14 protein-coding genes and 7 tRNA genes are annotated in these 21720 nt (G+C 66.5%); 10 read left to right on the forward strand and 11 right to left on the reverse strand.

The window, feature by feature from the left end; genetic code table 11:
- Positions 1 to 18: 18 nt before the first annotated feature.
- The 6 genes from ABE546_RS02465 to ABE546_RS02490 all read right to left on the reverse strand — a co-directional run bounded on the left by ABE546_RS02465 (position 19) and on the right by ABE546_RS02490 (position 8482).
- Positions 19 to 2307 (reverse strand): Orn/Lys/Arg decarboxylase N-terminal domain-containing protein, encoded by a 2289-nt coding sequence (locus ABE546_RS02465; RefSeq protein WP_346462606.1) that lies wholly within the window; start codon positions 2305 to 2307, stop codon positions 19 to 21.
- 21 nt (positions 2308 to 2328) lie between these two features.
- Positions 2329 to 3678 (reverse strand): arginine/agmatine antiporter, encoded by a 1350-nt coding sequence (gene adiC, locus ABE546_RS02470; RefSeq protein WP_121037144.1) that lies wholly within the window; start codon positions 3676 to 3678, stop codon positions 2329 to 2331.
- 51 nt (positions 3679 to 3729) lie between these two features.
- Positions 3730 to 5163: a DcaP family trimeric outer membrane transporter gene (locus tag ABE546_RS02475; RefSeq protein ID WP_313211160.1), complete on the reverse strand. Its 1434-nt coding sequence runs from the start codon at positions 5161 to 5163 to the stop codon at positions 3730 to 3732.
- A 487-nt stretch (positions 5164 to 5650) separates the two neighbouring features.
- Entirely contained in the window at positions 5651 to 6463 is an 813-nt protein-coding gene (gene dsbG / locus ABE546_RS02480; RefSeq protein WP_313211159.1) for a thiol:disulfide interchange protein DsbG, read from the reverse strand.
- Positions 6464 to 6502: 39 nt separating this feature from the next.
- Positions 6503 to 7303: a TlpA disulfide reductase family protein gene (locus tag ABE546_RS02485; protein WP_313211158.1), complete on the reverse strand. Its 801-nt coding sequence runs from the start codon at positions 7301 to 7303 to the stop codon at positions 6503 to 6505.
- 114 nt (positions 7304 to 7417) lie between these two features.
- A complete protein-coding gene (locus ABE546_RS02490) occupies positions 7418 to 8482 on the reverse strand; it encodes a helix-turn-helix domain-containing protein (protein ID WP_313218656.1) in 1065 nt (354 codons plus the stop codon).
- Positions 8483 to 8692: 210 nt separating this feature from the next.
- Between ABE546_RS02490 and ABE546_RS02495 the strand changes: the two genes are divergently transcribed.
- The 8 genes from ABE546_RS02495 to ABE546_RS02530 all read left to right on the forward strand — a co-directional run bounded on the left by ABE546_RS02495 (position 8693) and on the right by ABE546_RS02530 (position 12508).
- The gene (locus tag ABE546_RS02495; RefSeq protein ID WP_313218658.1) at positions 8693 to 9091 is read left to right on the forward strand and encodes a heavy metal-responsive transcriptional regulator; all 399 of its coding nucleotides are present in this window, start codon (positions 8693 to 8695) and stop codon (positions 9089 to 9091) included.
- A gap of 83 nt (positions 9092 to 9174) precedes the next feature.
- A complete protein-coding gene (locus ABE546_RS02500) occupies positions 9175 to 11460 on the forward strand; it encodes a heavy metal translocating P-type ATPase (protein ID WP_346462700.1) in 2286 nt (761 codons plus the stop codon).
- A gap of 82 nt (positions 11461 to 11542) precedes the next feature.
- Positions 11543 to 11618 (forward strand) — tRNA-Ala (locus tag ABE546_RS02505).
- Between the two features lie 53 nt (positions 11619 to 11671).
- Positions 11672 to 11747, forward strand: a tRNA-Glu gene (locus ABE546_RS02510).
- Between the two features lie 224 nt (positions 11748 to 11971).
- A tRNA-Ala gene (locus ABE546_RS02515) sits at positions 11972 to 12047 on the forward strand.
- Positions 12048 to 12097: 50 nt separating this feature from the next.
- Positions 12098 to 12173 (forward strand) — tRNA-Glu (locus ABE546_RS02520).
- Positions 12174 to 12307: 134 nt separating this feature from the next.
- Positions 12308 to 12383 (forward strand) — tRNA-Ala (locus ABE546_RS02525).
- Positions 12384 to 12432: 49 nt separating this feature from the next.
- Positions 12433 to 12508 (forward strand) — tRNA-Glu (locus ABE546_RS02530).
- Positions 12509 to 12558: 50 nt separating this feature from the next.
- Here ABE546_RS02530 and ABE546_RS02535 read toward each other — a convergent pair.
- Positions 12559 to 12975 carry a GNAT family N-acetyltransferase gene (locus ABE546_RS02535; RefSeq protein WP_102789523.1) on the reverse strand — a complete coding sequence of 139 codons (417 nt, stop codon included), beginning with the start codon at positions 12973 to 12975 and terminating at the stop codon, positions 12559 to 12561.
- A gap of 105 nt (positions 12976 to 13080) precedes the next feature.
- On the opposite strand from ABE546_RS02535, the gene ABE546_RS02540 reads away from it, so the two are divergent.
- The gene (locus ABE546_RS02540) at positions 13081 to 14037 is read left to right on the forward strand and encodes an SOS response-associated peptidase family protein (protein ID WP_313218660.1); all 957 of its coding nucleotides are present in this window, start codon (positions 13081 to 13083) and stop codon (positions 14035 to 14037) included.
- Between the two features lie 7 nt (positions 14038 to 14044).
- Here the strand turns inward: ABE546_RS02540 and ABE546_RS02545 are convergent, their stop codons facing one another.
- Positions 14045 to 14425 (reverse strand): response regulator, encoded by a 381-nt coding sequence (locus ABE546_RS02545; RefSeq protein ID WP_346462607.1) that lies wholly within the window; start codon positions 14423 to 14425, stop codon positions 14045 to 14047.
- Positions 14426 to 14549: 124 nt separating this feature from the next.
- Between ABE546_RS02545 and ABE546_RS02550 the strand changes: the two genes are divergently transcribed.
- A tRNA-Leu gene (locus tag ABE546_RS02550) sits at positions 14550 to 14636 on the forward strand.
- Between the two features lie 53 nt (positions 14637 to 14689).
- On the opposite strand, the gene ABE546_RS02555 is transcribed toward ABE546_RS02550, so the two are convergent.
- From ABE546_RS02555 to ABE546_RS02565, 3 genes are all read right to left on the reverse strand, one after another.
- Entirely contained in the window at positions 14690 to 16552 is a 1863-nt protein-coding gene (locus ABE546_RS02555) for a methyl-accepting chemotaxis protein (protein WP_346462609.1), read from the reverse strand.
- Between the two features lie 282 nt (positions 16553 to 16834).
- Positions 16835 to 19033, reverse strand: a complete 2199-nt coding sequence (locus ABE546_RS02560; RefSeq protein WP_346462610.1) for a PAS domain S-box protein — start codon at positions 19031 to 19033, stop codon at positions 16835 to 16837.
- Positions 19034 to 19284: 251 nt separating this feature from the next.
- Positions 19285 to 21660 (reverse strand): Tex family protein, encoded by a 2376-nt coding sequence (locus ABE546_RS02565; protein ID WP_346462611.1) that lies wholly within the window; start codon positions 21658 to 21660, stop codon positions 19285 to 19287.
- Positions 21661 to 21720 lie beyond the last annotated feature (60 nt).

Here is a 21720-nt window from a genome sequence, read left to right on the forward strand (position 1 = left end):
GGGTCCTGCGCGCAGGCGTCAGACCTTCAGCACCTCCACCTTGTAGCTCGGCGCATCGCCGTCGGTATCGATGATAAGCCCGTGCACATCCGACTCGAAGCCCGGGAAACGCGCGTTCTGCTCGCGGGCGATCCGCAGCGACTGGATGATCGGCTCATCGCTGGTGCCGAAGCGCTCACCCGGCATGATGGTCGGAATGCCCGGCGGGTACGGCACCAGCATGGTCCCGGCAATACGGCCGCTGATCTGCTCGATGTCGACCCGCTCGATCTGGCCGCGCACGAGGTGGTCGTAGGCCTCGGCCGGCGTCATCACCGGCTCGGGCAGATCCACGTACATCGCGCGCATCACCTGGGCCACGCCGAACTCGGCGTTGAAGGCATGCAGCGCATCGCACAGATCGCGCAGGCCCCAGCCGGCGTAGGCGATCGGGAACTCGGCGGCCAGCTGCGGCAGCGCGCGGGTCAACGGCGCGTTGCAGTCGTAAAGCTCCTTGAAGGCCATCAGCTCGGTGACCAGGGTGCTCCACTTGCCCTTGGTGATGCCCATCGAGAACAGGAACAGCACCGAATAGAGATTGGTCTTCTCCACCGTGATGCCGCGGGTCCACAGGAACTTGCTCAGGACCGCGGCCGGAATGCCGCGCTGGCCCATTTCGCCGTCCATCGACAGCCCGGGCGTGAGCAGGGTCACCTTGATCGGATCGATCAGCACGTAGTCGTCGACCAGGCCATCGAAGCCGTGCCAGTGCGCATCCGGCTGCAGGTACCACTCGCTGCGCTTGGCCACCATCGGGGCCGGTGCGTCGCCCTTGGCCAGCGAGCGCTCCAGCTTGTCCGGCTGCCAGACGCTGAACCACCAGTCGTCCCGGCCCAGGTCCTCGCGCACATGCAGCATCGCGCGGCGGAAGGCGATCGCTTCGTCATGCATCTCCTGCACCAGCGATTCGCCGGCCGCGCCCTCCATCATCTTGGAGGCCACATCGCAGGCCGCGATCACCCCGTAATGCGGGCTGGTGGTGGTGTGCATCATGAAGGCTTCGTTGAAGCGCTCGGCGTCCAGCTCACGGGAAGCCGCGTTGCGCACGTGGATCATCGAGGCCTGCGAGAACGCGGCCAGCAGCTTGTGCGTGGAGTGCGTGGTGAAGATGATCGCATCCTGCTCACGCGGCTTGCCCTTGGCCATGCCGTAATGGTTCTCGTAGAACGGATGGAAGGCGGCGTAGGCGTACCAGGCTTCGTCGAAATGCAGGAAGTCCACCGCGCTGCCGATCTCCTCGGCGATCTTCTCGGCGTTGTAGCAGAGCCCGTCGTAGGTCGAGTTGGTCACCACCGCGATGCGCGGCTTGGACCCGGCCTTGTAGGCCTTGCTCGCCAGCGGGTTGGCAGCAATGGCCTGCTGCAGCGATTCGGGGGTGAACTGATCCAGGCTGATCGGGCCGATGATGCCGTGCGCGTTGCGGCTGGGGGTGAAGTACACCGGGATGCCGCCGGTCATGATCAGCGAATGCAGCAGGGATTTGTGGCAGTTGCGGTCGACGAACACCACATCGCCCCGCCCCACGGTTCCGTGCCAGACGATCTTGTTGGCGGTGGAGGTGCCGTTGGTGACAAAGAAGGTATGGTCGGCGCCGAAGTTGCGCGCCGCCTCGTTCTCGGCCTCCTTGATCGGGCCGGTATGGTCCAGCAGCGAGCCCAGCTCCGGCACCGAGATCGACAGATCGCTGCGCAGCGTGTTCTCCCCGTAGAACTGGTGGAACGCACGTCCCACTGGCGACTTGGTGAACGCCACGCCGCCGGCATGCCCGGGCGTATGCCAGGAGTAGTTGGATTCGGCGGTGTGGTGGATCAGGGCCTTGAAGAACGGTGGCAGCAGATTGGCCATGTAGTCTTCGGCCGCACGCATCACCTGGCGCGAGATGAAGCTCTTGGTGTCTTCAAACAGGAAGATGTAGCCGTGCACGAACTTCAGCAGCTTGCTCGGCACCTTCTCGATCGTGCGCCGTTCGCCGTACAGGAAGACCGGCAGGTTGGCGCGCCGGGCCGTCTGCTCGCGCAGGAAGCCCAGCAGGCGCTGGAACTGCTCCGGGTTCTCCTCGGTGCCATCGATGGAGATCAGCACCGCCGAGGCCGCCACATAGGTGCGCGCACCGGCCTGCGCATCGGCCAGGGTCAGCCCGCACAGCACGCGCTGGTCATTCTTGCGCAGCTCGTCCACCAGTGCACGGATCAGGATGCCGCCGATGCGCGGGGATTCGTAGTCATCGTCGATGACGATGATCGGGTAATCAAGGGACTTGAAGTACACAGGGATTCTCCTGGGGGAAGATCACGAAAGCGTCGTGCGGACGGCGGCGTCGAGCGCGGGCAGCTGGCCGCGCTGGCGGCGACGCTCCTCGCTGAAGAACGGATAGAACACCGTGATGAACAACACGAACAGGAAGGCGTACTGCACGATGTTGCCGGCCGAGCCGAAGATCGCCCACAGGCAGTACACGACGGTGACACTGGTCAGCAGCCAGAACGCGCCGGTATGGACCAGCGTGTGCGAGCGCTCCACCACGAAATAGCAGGCCACGCAGGAGTAGATGTACGGCAGCAGCGTCAGCACGACCGCCGCGGAGGTGATCACATCGAACTGGGCCGAGGCGGTCTTGGAGGTGGAGGTGACCAGCACCGCCAGGGTCATCAGCACCGCCACGATCAGCACGCCCTTTACCGGCACGTCATCCTTGTTGGTCTTGCTGAAGATGCTGGGGAACAGACCGTCATCGGAGGCGGCCTTGGCGCTCTGCGCGGTCAGCAGGATCCAGCCGCCGAGCGAGCCGGCCGCACCCACGAACGCACACAGGCTCACCAGCGCCCCGCCCCAGCCGCCCACCGCATTGGCCGCCGCCAGTGCGAACGGCGCATCGGACACCTGCAGGTCGCCGTTGGGCACCATGCCCATGATCACCGAGGAGCTGGCGATGTAGGCGATCGCCGCCAGGAACACGCCGGCCAGCGTCGCGCGGGCCACGTTCTTCTCGGGGTTTTCGACCACACCCGCGGTCACCGACGCCGATTCCACGCCGATGAAGGCCCATAGCGTCAACGCCGCCGCACTGGAGATCGCGCCGAAGTTGGATTCACCGGAGACGTTGTAGGCGCCCTTGAAAATGGTCGGATCGAAGAAGAACCAGCCGAAGATCGCGATGCCCAGGATCGGTACCAGGGCGAAGCTGGTGGTCACCGTCTGCAGCTTGCTGACGAACGACGGGCCGATGACGTTGGCGAAGCTCAGCGCCCACACCAGCGCCAGCACGGCGATGCAGCGCGGCAGCGGCTCGGACAGGATCGGGAAGAAGTAGCTGAAGTAGCCGACCGCCGCGATCGGAATGGCAACGTTGCCGATCCAGTTGGCGAACCAGTAGATGGTGTTGGTCTGGAAGCCCATGTAGGGGCCGAACCAATCGCGTGCATAGGCATACGGGCCACCGGCCTTGGGCGCGAGCCTGCCGAGCTTGGCGAACACGAACGCCAGCAGCAGCGCGCCGGCCGTGGTGATCAGCCAGCCCCAGATGGAGGCGGTGCCGATCTTGGCCAGGCTGGAGGGCAGCAGGAACACCCCCGACCCCATCATGTTGCCGGCCACCAGGAAGGTGGCGCCGACGACCCCGATTTTCTTTGCTTGTGCCATGACGTTTGCTCCTTTGCCAGGCAGGGACCCGGTCGTGCCGGGCGGTGGGAGTTACTTGATGAAGTTGTATTGCAGGCTGCCCTGCAGCCGCATCGTGTCGCCGCGTTGCCCGCGTTGCTGTTCCAGTTGTCCGTAGAGCAGTTCCATGCCCATCGTCCACGACGGTGCCGGGCTCCAGAGCAGATTGAAGACGCCATAGCGGCTCTGGCGGAACGCATCGGCGGCCAGCGCCTCGTTGCGCCCGCTGGTGAGCTGGCCGTAGATCAGGTTGGAACGCCAGAGCGGCGACCAGTAATGCGTGTAACCGACGAAACCGCCGTACAGCGACAACGCCTGCAGGCGCCCGTCTGCGGTCACCACCGCATCCATGCCCGAACCGGTCAGGTCGGCTGTATAGCGGGCCAGGCCCTTGCCACCGAGCATCCCGAACAGCAGCAGGTCCTGCTCGCCCACCGCGGCCGAGCCACTGAGTTGCAGGCCGCCGGCGAAACGACGGCCGTCGCCTGCATCGCCGTCGTAGCCCAGGCTGCGGGCGACCGCGCCCAACTGCAGATGGCCCCAGTCGCGCTCCATGCGCGCGGTAACGGTGACATCCGGCAGTTGATCGACCGGCATGATCCCCTCGGCGGGGTTGCTCAACTGGGTATCCGGATCTTCGGCAGCCACGGTCAGCGTGTTGCCCTTGCCCATCGCGAAGCTGTGGTGGATGCCGGCCACCAGCAGGTAGCCCGCCCCCCCTGGCCCGGCGAAATCCAGGGTGTCGGGCAGGCTGTCGGCATCCATGAAGGTCGAATAGCCATAGCCGGCGTAGGTATTGCCGAGCTGTCCGTAAGCATGGCGCAGGCGGAACTGATAGCTGTCGCTGCTGCCGAAGAAGTCGTTCTCCAGGTAGAAGCGCAGGTTGCCATGGGTGGTCGGCCGCCGCGCTTCAAAGCTGAAGCGGGTCTGCTTGGCATGCAGGGTGAAGTTGGAGACATCCCGGTGCGCACTGCCGACCGGGATCGAGGAGGTAATGAACTGCTCCTGGTCGCCGGCCGCCCGTGAATCGGCGATCGCATCGAGCTTGGCGTAGCCGCCGATGCGGATCAGCGTATCGGTGTTGGGGATCGCGAAGAAGCCTTTCAGCTCGGGATCGGTCGGGCCGGCGGCACTGTCCGGGCGGGATGCGGCGGTGGACGGATCAGCAACGGAGTCGCGTTGCGGAAGGATGGCCTGCCCCATGCCGGGCACCTGTGCCTGGGCGGTCAGGGGCGCTGGCGAAGGTGCGGCGGGGACGCTCGTGCTCGGCGCAGGTGCCGCCGTGACCCTCGGTGACGTGGGCGGAGGTTTGCCGGATTCGATGGCCTGCAGGCGCTCTTCCATCTGTTCCAGCGTCTGCCGGAGCGTCTGGATGTCCTGCCGCAACGCGGCAGCCGAATCCTGCGCATGGACCGGCGCCGCAGCCAACGCTGCCACGCATGCGACCGTCAACACAGCCAAGCGCATCACGTCCTCCTTGAACCGTACACAGTCCCGCGGGTCAACACCGGCTGACGTTCACAACGTCGCAGGTGGTGAGCACGCAGCCCGGCACTGCAATGCGCGCGACCTCTGCCGACGCGTGGTTCGGTGGCGGTCACGCCATCGGACACATCGCCTGCATGGGTACGCTCGCACGGGATCCCCTCATCCCTGATGACCGCCGCGTTGACGCGCGGCCGCCAGCGCTCTGAGTAACAATCGCAAAGTGAGAGCGCCGTGAACGTTCTCAGGCAGTTTTCTGACTGGGTGGCCAGGTGTCCGCTGCAGGCGGGGAAATCCAGGAGATAGCGCATGCAGGGAAGCGTAGCGACGCAGGCGTTTTCAGCCTTGATCCAGATCAAGTCGAACGCGACAGCGCGTCGCCCCCCCCACTACCCAGCGGATATCCGGCCGCCCAAACGCAACGCGCCGGGCAATGCCCGGCGCGTTGTGGCACTACGGTCGCCAGTGCTCAGCGCGGGCCGAGCACCACGGTCATGTCATCCCCCTGCGGCATGCCGGAACGGCGCTGCACCATTCCCTGGGCGTCCTTGAACAGAATGCCGGGTGTGCCCTGGAAACCGAGCTCGATCATCAGCACCTGATTGGCATCGAGCTTGTTGGCGACTTCCGCCGTCAGCGATGCCGCCGGCTTGATGCCGCCCTTGTCGAACAGGCGCTCGTTCTCCAGCAGCGCCGCGCTGGGGTTGGGCGCGGTGAGGATCGCGGCCGCCTTGGCGGGGCTGTCTTCGCGGATCACACCGACCATCACGTGGCGCAGCTGCACCTTGCCCGCGTCCACCCACGGCCGCGCGGCCTCCCAGAACCGATGGCAGTACGGGCAGTTCGCATCGCTGAAGGTATAGACGACGCGCGGCGCGTCAGCCTTGCCGTCACGCACCCACGCACTCTCCTCGAGCTTCTTCCACGAGCGCTCGGACATCGGCTTGGCCACCAGCTTCTCCAGCGGCGCGGCGCCCACATCTTCACCGTTGGCATCGAACAGACTGCCCACCACGACATTCTTCCCATCGGCCGTCACATACGCCGCCGCTGGTTGTTGCCCACCCACCACGCCGGCAAAACCGCGCAGGCCGCCGGGTGCGTCGAACTCGCCGATCACTTCGAACCCATGCTTCTCGATGCCCTTCAGCACCGCCGGGCGTTCACCGCCGGCTTTCTCGGCCGTGGCCTTCGGCGTCTGCGCCTGGCTGCAGCCGGCCAGTGTGATCAGCAGCACGGCGGACAGCGCGGTGATCAGCGTGCGCGAGGATTTCAACGTCATGAAGACTCCTGGATTCATGGAACAAACGACCCGCGACCCTTACAGGTCGTCGAGCTTGGATTGCAGGCCGGCGGCTGTCAGCTCGCCCAGGTGCAGGTGCCGCAGCCGGCCCTGCCCATCGAAGAACAGGGTAGTCGGATACGCATGTACCTGCAGCCGTTCGGCAACACGCGCCTCTTCGTCGAGCAGCACATTGCGCAGCGACAGGTGTTCGGCCGACATGAAGGCATCCACTTCCTCACGCGTCTCGCCCTGGTTGACGAACAGGAAGCGGATATCAGGATGGCGCTGCTGCGCGCGTGCCAGTACCGGCATTTCGCGGCGGCACGGGCCGCACCAGCTCGCCCAGAGGTTGATCACCACGGGCTCGCCGCGGGTCTCGTCAAGCGCGACGGGCGCGCCCTGCAGCGATGTCAGCGTGATCGCCGGCAATGACACCCGCGATTGCTGCAGCCAGCCGGCGCCCGTGGACAGCACGGCCCAACCGACAAGGCCTGCCAGCGCAGCGGCACCCACGGGGCGGCGCAGGGTGGGCCAGCGACGCAGGCGCCACCCGCCCCACCCCAGCCCGACCAGCAGTGCCGGCCACAGCAGGAACCCGCCATCTCCGACACGCAGCACCGACCAGGGATCGGCCACATAGTCGCCCGCATGCCAGATCACGAAACCTGCCCGCCCGGCGAGCAGGCCCAGCAGCAGCATGTCCACCACCACCGATCGCGGACGCGGTGCGCCCTCGATTGCCGGAGCACGCACCACACTGGCCACCAGCATCGCAATGCCGAGACCCACCAACACCCACACGACCGCAAGCGGTACCGGGCCTACACTGCTGATCATTGTTTCTCTCCGCGATCGCCCGGGACCTGCCACGCGGCGACGGCTGTTGCATCGGGCCCGCCGGCATGGTCCCAGCAAGGCGTCAATGGATCAAGCGTGCCGGTGTTGCGCGATTCAGGCCGCCGAGCGGAGCGGTTCGACCGCCCGGGTGCCCGGGTGCGACGCCGCACGCTCACGCTGCTGCGCGGCCACCTGGCGCCGATAGCGTGTCGGCGTCAGCCCGACGATGCGCAGGAACAGCCGCCGGAACGCACTCTGGTCGGAGTAGCCCACCGCCCACGCCACCTGGTCGACCAGCCCGCCCGCCTGCAGCAGCAACTGCGCCTTGGCGATGCGCAGGCGTTGGCAGTACTCGATCGGACGCATGCCGGTCGCTTTGAGGAACCGGCGCTGCAGGGTCCGCGGCTCCAGGCCGGCCTGTGCGCAGATGTCGTCCAGCCCCGCGCCGCGTGCGGCGATGCCGTGCAGCCAGCGCTGTGCCTTGAGGATGCAGCGGTCGCCGTGGGCGAAATTCGGGCTGAAACGTTCCAGGTCATGCAGTTCGGTGCGCGGGATCACCAACTGCAGCTGCTGGATGACGGTGTTCATCACGCTCTGCCCGTACACCCGGGCCAGCAGGCGCAGGCTGAGGTACTTCCAGGCATCCTGGCCGGAGGAGGTCAACAGGTCGCCATCATCGACCAGGGTGCGTTCGCTGGGCAGCCAACTGGGCACCATCGTGCGCAGCGCCGGGCAGCGCGCGGGATCGGGAACGCTGACCGAGCGCCCGGCCAGCACGCCGGCGGCGGCCAGCAGCAGCCCGCCTTCGTCGCAGCCGGCGAGCAGGCTGCAGCCATCGTGGCATTCCTGCAGCCAGGCCAGCAGACGCTCATCCGGCGGCGCCATGGTCCAGCTGGATTCACTGCCCGGCACCACGATGATCGCGGGCAGCGCATCGCCGAACAGTTCCACCCCGGCAACCCGCTGCATGCCGCGGGCGGACATCGTCCAGCGGGTGACCAGCATCCGTGCGCCGGTGCGGCGGCCGGCGGCTACCGTGCGGTTGCACCGCTGGGCCAGCTCGGAGAGGATCGGGGCGGCGGCACGCAGGCTACCGGGGAATTCGACCACGGCGACTTCCATCAGGGTTGGCGTGTCCGGCCGGCGGTCCGGCTGCAACGTGTTGCGGGGTGCGTCCATGGCCATTCTCCTGGGACAGTGTCTGCCAACGTGGGGCTGGCAGAACAGATCGATACATAAGATGGCCTGAGGCTACGGCCGTCCCGGGAGGGCGACCATGCAACTAGTTGTAAATTTCACGCCAACTGAATTTCCAGTGGCGTTCCAGCAAGGCTTGACTCTGGAGCAGACTCCAAGGTTCAGAATGGAGCGGTCATCCACGAGGTGCTCATGAACATTGGACAGCTCGCGCGCCAGGCCGGCGTGCCCATCGACACGGTGCGCTACTACGAACGGCAGCAGCTGTTGCCCACCGCACGGCGCAGCGCCGGCGGCTATCGGGTCTTCAGCGAGAGCGACCTGACGCGCCTGCAGTTCATCCGCCGCGCCAAGGCACTGGGTTTCAGCCTGGATGAAATCGCCGATCTCCTTGGCTTCAGCGATCAACGTGGCCAGGACATGGCGCAGATCCGCCACAGTGCGGTGAGCAAGCTCACCGACATCGAACAGCGCATCAACGAACTGCAGCGGATGCACGGCGCGCTCAAGCAGCTGGTCGATGCCTGCCCCGGGCATGGCGATCAGGAACAGTGCCCGATCCTGACGGCATTGACCGAGTCTCGCCAATGAACGCCACCCACGGCCACAGCAAGGCCTCCCGTGCGGACAACGGCCCAACCTGCTGCGGTGGCAAGACGTCGCCCGGCGCCGGGATGACCACCGACGCGGTCTGCGGCATGGCAGTCGACCCGGCCGCCACGGCCCACCATGCCCACCATGACGGCAGCGACTACCCCTTCTGCAGCGATGGCTGCCGACGAACATTCCTGGCCGACCCGCAGCGCTATCTGGATCCGGCATCGCACATCGCCGAACCAGGCCCCACCGGCACGTTGTACACCTGCCCCATGCACCCGCAGATCGTGCAGGAAGGCCCCGGCACCTGCCCGCTGTGCGGCATGGCGCTGGAGCCGAAGATGCCCAGCCTTGAGGAAGGCGAGAACCCCGAGTTGACCGACTTCCGCCGCCGCTTCTGGTGGAGCCTGCCGCTGAGTGTGGCGACGATGGCCCTGGCGATGCTGGCGATGACCCCCGTGCTGCATGGCCTGGCGCCCGATCTGCGGGTGTGGATCGAGTTGGCCCTGGCGACGCCGGTGGTGCTGTGGGCCGGTTGGCCGTTCCTGCAGCGCTGGGCGCAGTCGATCCGCAGCCGCAGCCCGAACATGTGGACCCTGATCGGGACGGGTGTGCTCGCTGCGTACGGCTACAGCGTGGTCGCCACCGTCGCGCCCGGTCTGTTCCCGCCGTCGTTCCAGCAGCACGGGCATGTCGGCGTCTATTTCGAGGCCGCAGCAATGATCATCTCGCTCACGCTGCTCGGCCAGTTGATGGAGCTGCGCGCACGGGCAAGAACATCCGCCGCGATCAAGGCGCTGCTCGGCCTGGCACCGAAAACCGCACGCGTGCTGCGCGCGGATGGCCGTGAGGAAGACGTCGACATTACCGCGCTGCAGCCCGGCGACCGCGTGCGCGTGCGCCCGGGTGAGAAGGTGCCCGTGGATGGCACGGTCGTCGAAGGCCGCTCCTCCATCGATGAATCCATGCTCACCGGTGAGCCGGTGCCAGTGGCCAAGGCCGTGGGCGACACGGTGATCGGCGCGACACTCAACGGCACTGGCAGCCTGGTCGTCCGTGCCGATCGCCTTGGCGATGACAGCATGCTGGCGCAGATCGTGCAGCTGGTGGCGCAGGCGCAGCGCTCACGCGCCCCGATGCAGCGCATGGCCGACACCGTCGCGTACTGGTTCGTGCTGGCGGTACTGTCGGTCGCGGTGCTGACGTTCCTCGGCTGGGGACTGTTCGGTCCGGCGCCGTCATGGACGCATGCGGTACTGAGCGCGGTAGCGGTGCTGATCATCGCCTGCCCGTGCGCGTTGGGGCTGGCCACACCGATGACGATCATGGTCGCCACGGGTCGCGCCGCGCAGCACGGGGTGCTGTTCCGCGATGCCGAGGCGATCGAGGCACTGCGCCAGATCGACACGCTGGTGGTCGACAAGACCGGTACCTTGACCGAGGGCAAGCCAGCGTTCCGTGACGTACAGGCGGTGGCGCCCTTCGCTGCCGATCAGATCCTGCAATGGGCGGCCAGCCTGGACCAGGGCAGCGAGCATCCGTTGGCGGCCGCGATCGTGGCCGAAGCACGCGCGCGCGGGATGCCGCTGGCCAGCGTGGACGATTTCGATTCCCTCACCGGCATGGGTGTGCAGGGCGCGGTGGACGGCAGGCAGCTGCTGCTTGGCAATACCGCGTTGATGGACGAACACGGTATCGCGCTGGACACGCTGCGCGAACGTGCCGAGCACTTGCGCAGCACCGCGGCCAGCGTGATGTACCTCGCCGTCGATGGCCAGCTTGGCGGCCTGCTCGCGGTGGCTGACCCGATCAAGGCCTCCACCGCCGAAGCGATCGTGCAGCTGCACCGCGATGGCCTGCGCATCGTCATGGCCACCGGCGACGGCGCGGCCACCGCGGAAGCCGTCGCGCGGGAACTCGGCCTGGATGACGTCCACGGCGAGATGCGCCCCGCCGACAAGGCCGCGTTGATCCGTTCGCTGCAGGCGCAGGGCCGCAAGGTGGCGATGGCCGGCGATGGCATCAACGACGCGCCGGCGCTGGCGAGTGCGGACGTTGGCATCGCGATGGGCAACGGCACCGATGTGGCGATGTCGAGCGCACAGGTCACGCTGGTCAAGGGCGATCTGCGCGGCATCCTGCGTGCGCGCCAGCTGTCCACTGCAAGCGTGCGCAACATGCGGCAGAACCTGGGCTTTGCGTTTCTCTACAACGGCCTCGGCATTCCTGTTGCAGCCGGCGTGCTGTATCCGCTGGGCATCGTAATGTCGCCGATGTTGGCGGCGGTGGCGATGAGTCTGAGTTCGGTCTCGGTGATCAGCAATGCACTGCGGCTGCGCCATCAACGACTGCCCGGCGAGTGACCGCGGATTGCATGACGATATTTCTTCACTTTTTTCTTGCCAATCCAAAACGTCGTCGCTATGATTTCGCTCCTCACGACGTGGGGCCATAGCTCAGCTGGGAGAGCGCCTGCATGGCATGCAGGAGGTCGGCGGTTCGATCCCGCCTGGCTCCACCAATCCGATCATTAGGCCGATCAGATTGCAGTGACAAAATTTGAAGTTTTCGTGCGTCCCCATCGTCTAGAGGCCTAGGACATCACCCTTTCACGGTGGCGACCGGGGTTCGAATCCCCGTGGGGACGCCAGTTTCAAACAAACAGCCCTGACTTCGGTCGGGGCTTTTTGTTTGTGCCGCATCGAGCAACGCTCGGCATTGGCGGCCTGTTTTATCGCGTGCGTGCTGGTGCACTCGCGCGGGCAACGATCAGCCTCTGCAGATGGATGCCTGCATGCATTCTTTCTTCGGTATTTCAGAAAAAAGACTTGGCGAATGCTTCACGGCCGCGTAGAATTCCGCCTCCAGCATCGTGGGGCCATAGCTCAGCTGGGAGAGCGCCTGCATGGCATGCAGGAGGTCGGCGGTTCGATCCCGCCTGGCTCCACCACTCCGGACCTTAGGCCGTTCGGTGTGCTGAACAATTTGATGAGTTTATGCGTCCCCATCGTCTAGAGGCCTAGGACATCACCCTTTCACGGTGGCGACCGGGGTTCGAATCCCCGTGGGGACGCCACTCATCAGAAGAACACCGAGGCCCGGCATGCCGGGTCTTTTTGTTCACCGCCTACTGCGGTTGCGATGCGGATGCCCGAAAGGCTTCCACAAACGTGAACAGGCAGATATACTAGGCGGCTTGCGGTACAACGTGGGGCCATAGCTCAGCTGGGAGAGCGCCTGCATGGCATGCAGGAGGTCGGCGGTTCGATCCCGCCTGGCTCCACCACTTCTCCGGACACAGGCCGTCCGATAGAAGCCAAAATTCGGTTTAACGCGTCCCCATCGTCTAGAGGCCTAGGACATCACCCTTTCACGGTGGCGACCGGGGTTCGAATCCCCGTGGGGACGCCAGCTTCAAACAAACAGCCCTGACCTCGGTCGGGGCTGTTTGTTTATGGGGCCTACGCCACCACCTTCGCCATGCCCACCGAGCGCGGCGCGGTCACGGTGAAACCGAACTGCGCATACAGCCGGTGCGCCTGGCCATCGGCGATCAGGCTCACATACGCACCTTGCGCATTCGCGTGCAGCCAGGCATCGAGCTCGGCCATCACCGCCTTGCCCAGGCCCTGCCCCTGGCGGTCCGGGACCACGGCGATATCCACCACCTGCAGGAAGCAGCCGCCGTCGCCGATGAGCCGGCCCATCGCCAGCAACCGGTCATCCTCGCGCAGGCTCACCCCGAAGACCGTGTTGGGCAGGCCACGCGCCGCCGCCTCGGCCGTTTTCGGGCTCAGGCCGGCCAGCACCCGCAGCGCGCGGTATTCCTCCACGCTGGGCGCCAGGGGGATGCAATGAACACCAGCAGGCAGCGACATGAGACGGGTCCGGCAATGAATGGACGCTCAGCATGCCCGAACGTATTCGCAGCATGTGCGACCCACCGGCCTATCCTGTCCCCCTGCCCACCCTGTTCCGTCGCCATGTGCTATTCCGCCCAGATCCGCGCCGATTACACCAAGCTGGTCCGTGAGTACGGGGCCATGCTGTCCCTGGACGAGTTCGCCCAGCTGTATGCCCACGACGCCGGCAAGCAACGCCCGAAAACGCCCAAGGCGATGGACGATGGCTTCGCCGGCGCGCGCACCGCGCAGGGCCAGGAGATCGTGGCGCGAATACAGCAATGGCATGCCGAGGAGATGCAGGCGCTGGATGAGGAGGTGCGCCTGCAGAGCGCCCGGCGGAAGGCGGCCGAAGAACACCTGGCCGCACGTCCCACGCAGAAGGCGCGCAATGAACTGCGCGTGGCGGGCAACCGGATTGAACGTGCGCAGACGCGCCTGTCCGATCTGCAGCGCGCCGGCCTGGTGCCGCGCGACAGCCGCATTTTCCCCGGCGTCTATGCGCCGGTGATCGTGTCCGAGCAGGGCCAGCGCGTGATCAAGCCGATGCGCTACCAATGCCGGCTGCCGGACAAGCCCGCGCGCAACGACGTGTTGTATCCCGGCACCTACAACGCGCGCCGCGACAGCCTGGAGGCGTACTGGAAATCCGCGTTCGGCCACCAGCATGGCGTGGTGGTGGTGCAGTCGTTCTACGAGCACGTGCCGCGGCATGCCCTGGAGCAGCGGATGCTGTCGCCGGGCGAGAAAGCCGAGAACGTGGTGCTGGAATTCAGCCCGCAGCCACCGCGCGATCTGTTGATCGCCTGCCTGTGGTCGGCGTGGGAAGGGCCGGAGGGCCGGCTGTTGTCGTTTGCCGCGATCACCGACGAGCCACCGTCCGATGTGGCACGCACCGGGCACGACCGCTGCATCGTACCGATCCGGCGCGAACATCTGGATGCCTGGTTGAACCCGGACCCGCACGACCTCGCTGCGCTGTACCGGATCCTGGACGATCGCGAACCGGTCACACTGGCGCACGCCGAAGCGGCGTGAGAGCTGCTCAGCCGACGACCGAATCGCCTATCCGTGCCCGCCCCAGCGCGGCATTCAACTCGGCCGTCAGGTAGGGCTTGGTCAGGATGATGCCTGCCCGGAAGGCTTCGGGGAGGTGCTCGGTCGCCATGCCGGTGGCCAGCACGAAGGGAATCTGGCGCGCGGCCAACGCCGCCGCAACCGCTTCACTGGTTTCATTGTTGGCCAGGCGGTAATCCAGCAGCACCACCTGTGGCTGGGTCTCGCTGAGCAGACGCAGCGCCTCGGATACCGAGGCCGCCAGCCCCACCACCACCGCGCCGGACTGCACCAACTGCATCTGCAGCAGGGCGGCACTCATTTCGTCGTTCTCGACCACCAGCACCCGAAGATCCTGCAGCGCGCTCATGACGACTCCCTGTATGGTTCAGCGCGATGAGTATAGCGTCCTGCGTAGGTGAAACCCTGACAGGAACTTAAGCATTCAGGTCTGCACAAACGTCGACATCTTGTATACACTACGCGGCCAGCCAGCCGAAGTGGCGGAATCGGTAGACGCAGCGGACTCAAAATCCGCCGCCCTTAAAAGCGTGTGGGTTCGAGTCCCACCTTCGGCACCATGGAAAACCAGAACGCCCCGGATCGACGGATCCGGGGCGTTTTTCGTTACCGCTCAGACCAGCCGAAGCGTCGGATGTGCGGCATTGGCCGCCGGTGGCGCAGCCGGTCGCGACGTTCCCGTCGCCCCCGCCACCCGGAATGCCGCCACCGTCTGCAGCAACTGGGTGGACTGCTCTTCCATGCTGCGGGCCGCCGCAGAGGCCTCTTCGACCAGCGCGGCATTCTGCTGGGTGCTCTCGTCGATGTGCTCGACCACCTGGTTGATCTGCTCGATGCCCTCGCTCTGCTGCTGGGCCGCCGCGCTGATGTCGGCCATGAGATCGCTCACGCGTTTCACGCTGACCACGATCTCGTCCATGGTGCGCCCCGCGCTTTCGACCTGACGCGTACCCGCCCCGACCTTCTCCACCGAGTCGCCGATCAGCTGCTTGATCTCCTTGGCGGCTTCGGCCGAACGCTGCGACAGCGAGCGGATTTCCGAGGCGACCACCGCAAAGCCGCGCCCATGCTCGCCGGCACGGGCCGCTTCCACTGCGGCATTGAGGGCCAGGATATTCGTCTGGAACGCGATGCTGTCGATCACGCCGATGATATCGACGATGCGCCGCGAGGAGTCGTTGATCAGCGACATGGTGGAGACCACCTCATGCACCACATGGCCACCCTGCGCCGCCACCTCGACCGCACCACCGGCCAACTCATTGGCCTGGCGGGCGTTGTCCGCGGTGCGCCGCACGGTCGCGGTCAGCCCCTTCATCGAGACGGCGGTCTCCTCCAGCGAAGCGGCCTGCTGCTCGGTGCGCACGGACAGGTCGCTGTTGCCTTCGGCGATCTCGCTGGCACCCACGGCAATGGTGTCCGCTGCCAGCTTGATCTGGGTGATGATGCCGGCCATCGCTTCGACCAGCGCATTGATGCCCTCGCACAACTCGGCGATCGGGCCGGTCTTGTCCTGGGTGGCGATATGGCCGGTCAGATCACCCCCCTGCGCCGCCGCCACCACTTCACGCGTCTGCGCGACGGCCTGCTGCAGCGCCAGCGAGTCACGCACCTGGGCCGTGATGTCGGTAGCGTACTTGACCACTTTGAACGGCCGTCCGTTCATATCGTAGATCGGGTTGTACGAGGCCTGGATCCAGACCTCGCGACCGCCCTTTCCCAGGCGCTTGTACTGGCCGGCGTCGTATTCGCCACGGCCGAGTTTGGCCCAGAACGCCCGGTACTCGCCGCTCTGGCGATGCTCGGGCTCGGCGAACATCGAATGGTGCTGCCCGCGCACCTCCTCCAGTGCATAGCCCATGGCAGCGAGGAAGTTCTCGTTGGCGGCCAGGATGCGGCCCTCGAGATCGAACTCGATCACCGCCTGTGATTTGTTGATCGCGGCGAGCTGGCCGGCAAAATCGGCCGCCTGGAATTTCTGCGCGGTGATGTCGGTCGCGAACTTGACCACTTTGTACGGCCGTCCGTGGCTGTCGAAGACCGGGTTGTAGGACGCCTGGATCCAGATCTCGCGTCCACCCTTGCCGATCCGCCGGTACTGGCCGGCGTCGAACTCACCGCGGCCCAGGTTGGCCCAGAAGTCGCGGTACTCCGCGCTCTTCGCATACTCGGCATCGACGAACATGGCGTGGTGCCTGCCTTGGATCTCCTCCAGCGTGTAGCCCAGCGTCTGCAGGAAATTGTCGTTGGCGTGCACGATGGTGCCATCGAGGTGGAACTCGATGACGGCCTGGACTCTATGCAGCGCCTTGATCTGATCTTCGAGCTCGGCCTGCCGTTGCAGCGCGGCCGATGCCGCGGCGCCATGGGCCGCGCGACGGGAAACGAACCGTGCCGTGAGCGTTCGCCACAACGACCCGGCGTCGGCGTCGCTGGCACGACCTGGCACATGCGTGTGCAAGCCTGAAGTAATCATCGTTAGACCTCGGTGTCCGGTTAGCGAATAGGTCAGCGCCGGGCGGTGGCCCGGTGGCGGTATTCCGTTGGCTGGGACTCACGAAGATCGTCAGTGGGGATGACGCAACTTCGATGGGCTTCAAACACCGGGCGGGCCGGCGAACATGAACCATGTAAAAAAGGTGTACGGCCAGATATCCACGTGAGCAGACGGGCAGCAACTGCGAGTCATATAACGGCGGACACTCTGAAAGCTTTAGGGCCATCAACGGCCGCGGCCGGGGCCTGGCCCGGCCGGCCGTCACTCGCCGCTTTCGCTCGCATCCAGGGCGTCAAGGGGGTCCACGGCACCCAGAGCGTCGGCCTCCACCTGCACGTTGTCGCGCCCCATCGCTTTGGCCCGGTAGCACTGCGCGTCGGCGGCGGCCACGGCGTCATCCACGCTCATGCCCCCGAACAATGGCGCGATGCCGATGCTGGCGCCCACGCTCAACCGCCGCTGGTCCCAGGGGATCGACAACCCCCGCATCGCCTCGAGCAGATCGCTGGCGATACGGCGGGCGCGCTTGAGCGAACAGCCGGCCAGGATCACCGCGAACTCGTCGCCGCCCAGCCGCGCCACGATGTCCGAATCACGCACGCCATGCCGCAGCACGCTGGCCACCGCCCACAGCACGGCATCGCCAGCCAGATGGCCGTGGGTATCGTTGACCGGCTTGAAGTGGTCCAGGTCGATATACATCAACGAGGCCGACTGCCCGGTCCGCGCGACCCGGGTGATGGCCTGCTGCAGATGCGCCTCGAAGCCGCGCCGGTTGCTCAGTTCGGTCAGCGGATCGATCTCGGCCAGATGCCGCGCCTCGCGCTGGCGCGCACGCTGCTGGGTGACGTCACGGATCACCCAGACCGCGCCGCTGGTCAGGCCATCCTCATCGCGCAGCCAGGCACGGGTCAGGTCGACCGGCAGCAGATGCGCACCCACTGACAGCAACAGGTCCGAATGCAGGTCGACTGCATTGCTGTCCGGGTCGAGCAGCACGGCCACATCCAAGGGGGAGCGCGGCGCGTATTCGGTCGTGAGCTCCATCACCTCCTGCAGCTGGCTGCCGGCCAGGACCCCGGCGCCCTCCCCGGCCAGCGCGCGGGTGGCCGCGGCGTTGGCGTACTGGATCCCCCCCTGCAGGTCCAGGGTCAGCACCATGTCCGCCACCGCATCCAACGTGACGCGGGTGCGCTGCTCGGATTCACGCAACTGCTGACCACTGAGCCGTTGGGCGGTCACGTCCTGGATCTGCGAGACGAAGTGCAGCGGCTCGCCATTTTCCGTGCGGACCAGTGAGACCGACAGCCGCCCCCAGACCAGGTTGCCCGCCTTGCCCAGGTACCGCTTCTCCATGTGGTAATGCGCGCGGCGGCCGGCCAGCAGGTCACCGAGCAGGGCCAGGTCGGTGTGCAGGTCATCGGGATGCGTGAGCGTCTGGAAATCGATCTGCAGCAGTTCGGCACGGGTGTAGCCGAGGATGCCGCACAGCGAATCGTTGACGTCCAGCCAGCGCCCTTCCAGCGACACCAGGGCCATGCCAAGCGCGGCCGACGAGAACGCCCCGGCGAATTTTTCCGAGGCCAGGAACGCCTGTTCGCGGACCTGCAGCAGCGGGGTCAGGTCGACCGCCATGCCCACGTAGCCGATTCGGTTGCCGCCGGCGCAGTCCAGCGGACTGATCGACAGGCGCACCTGCCTGCGCTCGCCGTCCTTGCGCAGGAACGTCCACTGATGCGACCAGGTGCCCTGTGCCGCCCGCGCGCTCAACGCCTCGAAGACGGTCGGCAGGCGTCCGTCCGCCTCCATATGGGGCTGCAGGTAGGCGCGCATCTCTTCCGGATCGTGGAACAGCCCCGGGTTGACCCGGCCGATCACTTCATCGGGGCGGTAACCCAGCAGCTTCTGCGCACCGGTATTGAACAGGTTGACCACCCCATCGACATCGGTGGCGATCACCGCCACCTCGTCAGAGGCATCCACCACCGCCTGCAGGCGCTGGCGCATGTTGGCCGCCTCCTGCCGGGCCTGCTGCAGTTCGGTAACGTCGGCATGCGCACCGGCCATCCACAGCGGCCGGCCCTGCCCATCGCGCTCATACACGCGACCGCGGTCCTGCACCCAGATCCAGTGGCCCTGTTTGTGGCGCATCCGGCACAGGCTGTCGTAATGCGGCGAGCGACCTTCCAGATGCGCTTCGAGCAACGTATTGGACTGGGCCAGATCGTCGGGATGCACCAGCTTGAAGAACGTCTCCGGCGTGATGGGTGCCAGTTCCTCACGCGTATAGCCGACGATCTCCGCCCAGCGCTCGTTGACCCGCATCTGGTTGCCCGGGATGTCCCAGTCCCAGGTGCCCGCCGCAGTACCTTCGATGATCATTTCCAGCCGGTGGCGCTGCTCGGCCATGTCGCGCAGCGCGGCGGCCGCATCTTGGGGGGCGTCCGGTTGCCGGCTCATGCGTGCGCTCCGGTCCGACACGCCACGCACAGCCCTGCGCCAGCGCGGTAATCGGCGCTGGAGCCCGCCCGGTTGCCCGGTCCTGCCTGGTCGTCTGTCATCTGGGCTCCCCGCCGTCCACCCACCCTACGGGCATTCAACGCGAAGTGTGCGTAAACCCGGGCCAAACCAGAAGTGCCCCTGCCCCTGGAGACCCCTGAAAACGCCAAAAGCCGCCCGAAGGCGGCCTCTGGCAGGCACCCACCGCGGGATCAGCCGCCGCGCTTGGCCCGGGCGAAGGCGTCGGCCAGCGCATTGTTGGCCGGCGGTGCGGCGCTGCCCGGACGCGGGCCGGACGGGGTGCCACGACCGCCACCGCGCGGACCATTGCCCGCCCCGCCGTCACGGCGGCCGCCACCGGCCGGGCGCGCATCGCGCTCACCCTGGGCCTTGGCCGGGGCCGGGGTATCGTCGAGGCGCCGGGTCAGGGCGATGCGCTTGCGCGCCACGTCCACCTCCAGCACCTTCACCTTGACGATGTCACCGGCCTTGACCACATCACGCGGGTCTTTGACGTAGGTGTCCGACAGCGCCGAGATGTGGATCAGGCCGTCCTGGTGCACACCGATGTCCACGAAGGCACCGAACGCGGCCACGTTGCTGACCACGCCCTCCAGGATCATGCCCGGCTGCAGGTGCTTGAGCTCTTCCACGCCCTCGGCGAAACGCGCCGCCTTGAACTCCGGGCGCGGGTCGCGGCCGGGCTTTTCCAGTTCCTTCAGGATGTCGCGCACGGTCGGCACGCCGAAGGTGGCGTCGGTGAACTGTTCGGCCTTGAGCCCGCGAAGGAAACTGCCATCGCCGATCAGCGCCTTGATCGGGCGTGCCGTGGCGGCCACGATGCGCTCCACCACCGGGTAGGCTTCCGGGTGCACCGAGGACGCGTCCAGCGGCTGGTCGCCATCGGCGATGCGCAGGAAGCCGGCGCACTGTTCAAAGGTCTTGTCGCCCAGGCGCGGCACCTTGAGCAGGTCCTTGCGGCGCTTGAACGGACCGTTGTCGTCGCGGTGGCGCACGATGTTTTCGGCCACCGTGGCCGACAACCCGGACACGCGCGAGAGCAGCGCCGCCGAGGCGGTGTTGACGTGCACGCCGACCGCGTTGACGCAGTCCTCCACGCGCGCATCCAGCGCACGCGCCAGGCGGTACTGGTCCACGTCGTGCTGGTACTGGCCCACGCCGATCGCCTTGGGTTCGATCTTGACCAGCTCGGCCAGCGGATCCTGCAGGCGACGGGCAATGGAGACCGCGCCGCGGATCGACACGTCCAGGTCCGGGAATTCCTTGGCGGCAAATTCGGACGCCGAATACACCGACGCACCGGCCTCGCTGACCACGATCTTCTGCAGGCTGGTCTCGCCCAACGCCTTGATCACCTCACCGGCCAGCTTGTCGGTTTCGCGGCTGGCCGTGCCGTTGCCGATCGCGATCAGCTCCACGTTGTGCTTCATGCACAGCTGCTTGATCGTCTGCAGTGACTGGTCCCACTGCCGGCGCGGTTCGTGCGGGTAAATGGTGTCGGTGGCCACCAGCTTGCCGGTGGCATCGACCACGGCGATCTTGCAGCCGGTGCGGATGCCCGGGTCCAGCCCGAGCACGCTCTTGGGGCCGGCCGGGGCGGCCAGCAGCAGGTCCTTGAGGTTGTCGCCGAACACCGCGATCGCCTCGGCTTCGGCCTTCTCGCGGGCCTGGTTGAACAGGTCCAGCAGCAGGTGCATGTGCAGCTTGGCGCGCCAGGTCAGGCGGCAGGCGTCGAGCAGCCAGCGGTCGCCGGGGCGGCCGGCGTCGCGGATGCCCGCGTTGTGCGCGACACGGCCTTCGGCGTACAGATTGCCGGCCTCGGCATCGTTGCCCGGATCCAGTTCCAGGAACAGGATTTCCTCGCGGCGTGCGCGGAACAGTGCCAGCAAGCGGTGGGACGGAATCTTCGCCAGCGACTCGGCGTGTTCGAAGTAATCGCGGTACTTGGCGCCCTGCTCTTCCTTGCCCTCGGCGACACGTGCGCGGATCACGCCGTTTTCGCCCAGCCAGGTGCGCAGCTCGCCGACCAGCGCGGCGTCTTCGCCCCAACGCTCCATCAGGATCGCGCGGGCACCTTCCAGCGCGGCCTTGGTGTCGGCCACGCCGTTGTCTGCATCGACGAAGGTGGCACCGAACACCTGCGGGTCCAGGTTTGGATCGGCCAGCAGGCCATCGGCCAGCGGCTCCAGTCCGGCTTCGCGCGCGATCTGCGCGCGGGTGCGGCGCTTGGGCTTGTACGGCAGGTACAGATCTTCCAGGCGCGACTTGGTGTCCGCACCGAGGATCTCGTTGCGCAACTCGTCGCTGAGCTTGCCCTGTTCGTCGATGCTGGACAGCACCGCGGCGCGGCGGTCTTCCAGCTCGCGCAGGTAGGTCAGGCGCGTTTCGAGGTTACGCAGCTGGGTGTCGTCCAGCCCGCCGGTGACTTCCTTGCGGTAGCGGGCGATGAACGGAACGCTGGCGCCTTCGTCCAACAGGGCGATGGCGGCGAGCGCCTGGGCGGTCTGGGCACCGATCTCATCGGCGATGGTCTGGGCGATCTGCTGTGCGAGCTTGATGTCAGGCATTGCTTCCGGCCGGAGCCGCTTTGCGGAAAGAACCCATTCTGGCGATGCGCGGCGGCGGGG

The sequence above is a fragment of the Stenotrophomonas sp. TWI377 genome (assembly GCF_039674525.1).
In the GTDB taxonomy this organism is placed as follows: Bacteria; Pseudomonadota; Gammaproteobacteria; order Xanthomonadales; family Xanthomonadaceae; genus Stenotrophomonas.

Coding starts and splice junctions, on each gene's coding strand:
- adiC (WP_121037144.1), bottom strand. CDS start 3,678: ATGGCACAAGCAAAGAAAATCGGGGTCGTCGGCGCCACCTTCCTGGTG.
- ABE546_RS02475 (WP_313211160.1), bottom strand. CDS start 5,163: ATGCGCTTGGCTGTGTTGACGGTCGCATGCGTGGCAGCGTTGGCTGCG.
- dsbG (WP_313211159.1), bottom strand. CDS start 6,463: ATGACGTTGAAATCCTCGCGCACGCTGATCACCGCGCTGTCCGCCGTG.
- ABE546_RS02485 (WP_313211158.1), bottom strand. CDS start 7,303: ATGATCAGCAGTGTAGGCCCGGTACCGCTTGCGGTCGTGTGGGTGTTG.
- ABE546_RS02490 (WP_313218656.1), bottom strand. CDS start 8,482: ATGGACGCACCCCGCAACACGTTGCAGCCGGACCGCCGGCCGGACACG.
- ABE546_RS02495 (WP_313218658.1), top strand. CDS start 8,693: ATGAACATTGGACAGCTCGCGCGCCAGGCCGGCGTGCCCATCGACACG.
- ABE546_RS02500 (WP_346462700.1), top strand. CDS start 9,175: ATGACCACCGACGCGGTCTGCGGCATGGCAGTCGACCCGGCCGCCACG.
- ABE546_RS02535 (WP_102789523.1), bottom strand. CDS start 12,975: ATGTCGCTGCCTGCTGGTGTTCATTGCATCCCCCTGGCGCCCAGCGTG.
- ABE546_RS02540 (WP_313218660.1), top strand. CDS start 13,081: ATGTGCTATTCCGCCCAGATCCGCGCCGATTACACCAAGCTGGTCCGT.
- ABE546_RS02545 (WP_346462607.1), bottom strand. CDS start 14,425: ATGAGCGCGCTGCAGGATCTTCGGGTGCTGGTGGTCGAGAACGACGAA.
- ABE546_RS02555 (WP_346462609.1), bottom strand. CDS start 16,552: ATGATTACTTCAGGCTTGCACACGCATGTGCCAGGTCGTGCCAGCGAC.
- ABE546_RS02560 (WP_346462610.1), bottom strand. CDS start 19,033: ATGAGCCGGCAACCGGACGCCCCCCAAGATGCGGCCGCCGCGCTGCGC.
- ABE546_RS02565 (WP_346462611.1), bottom strand. CDS start 21,660: ATGCCTGACATCAAGCTCGCACAGCAGATCGCCCAGACCATCGCCGAT.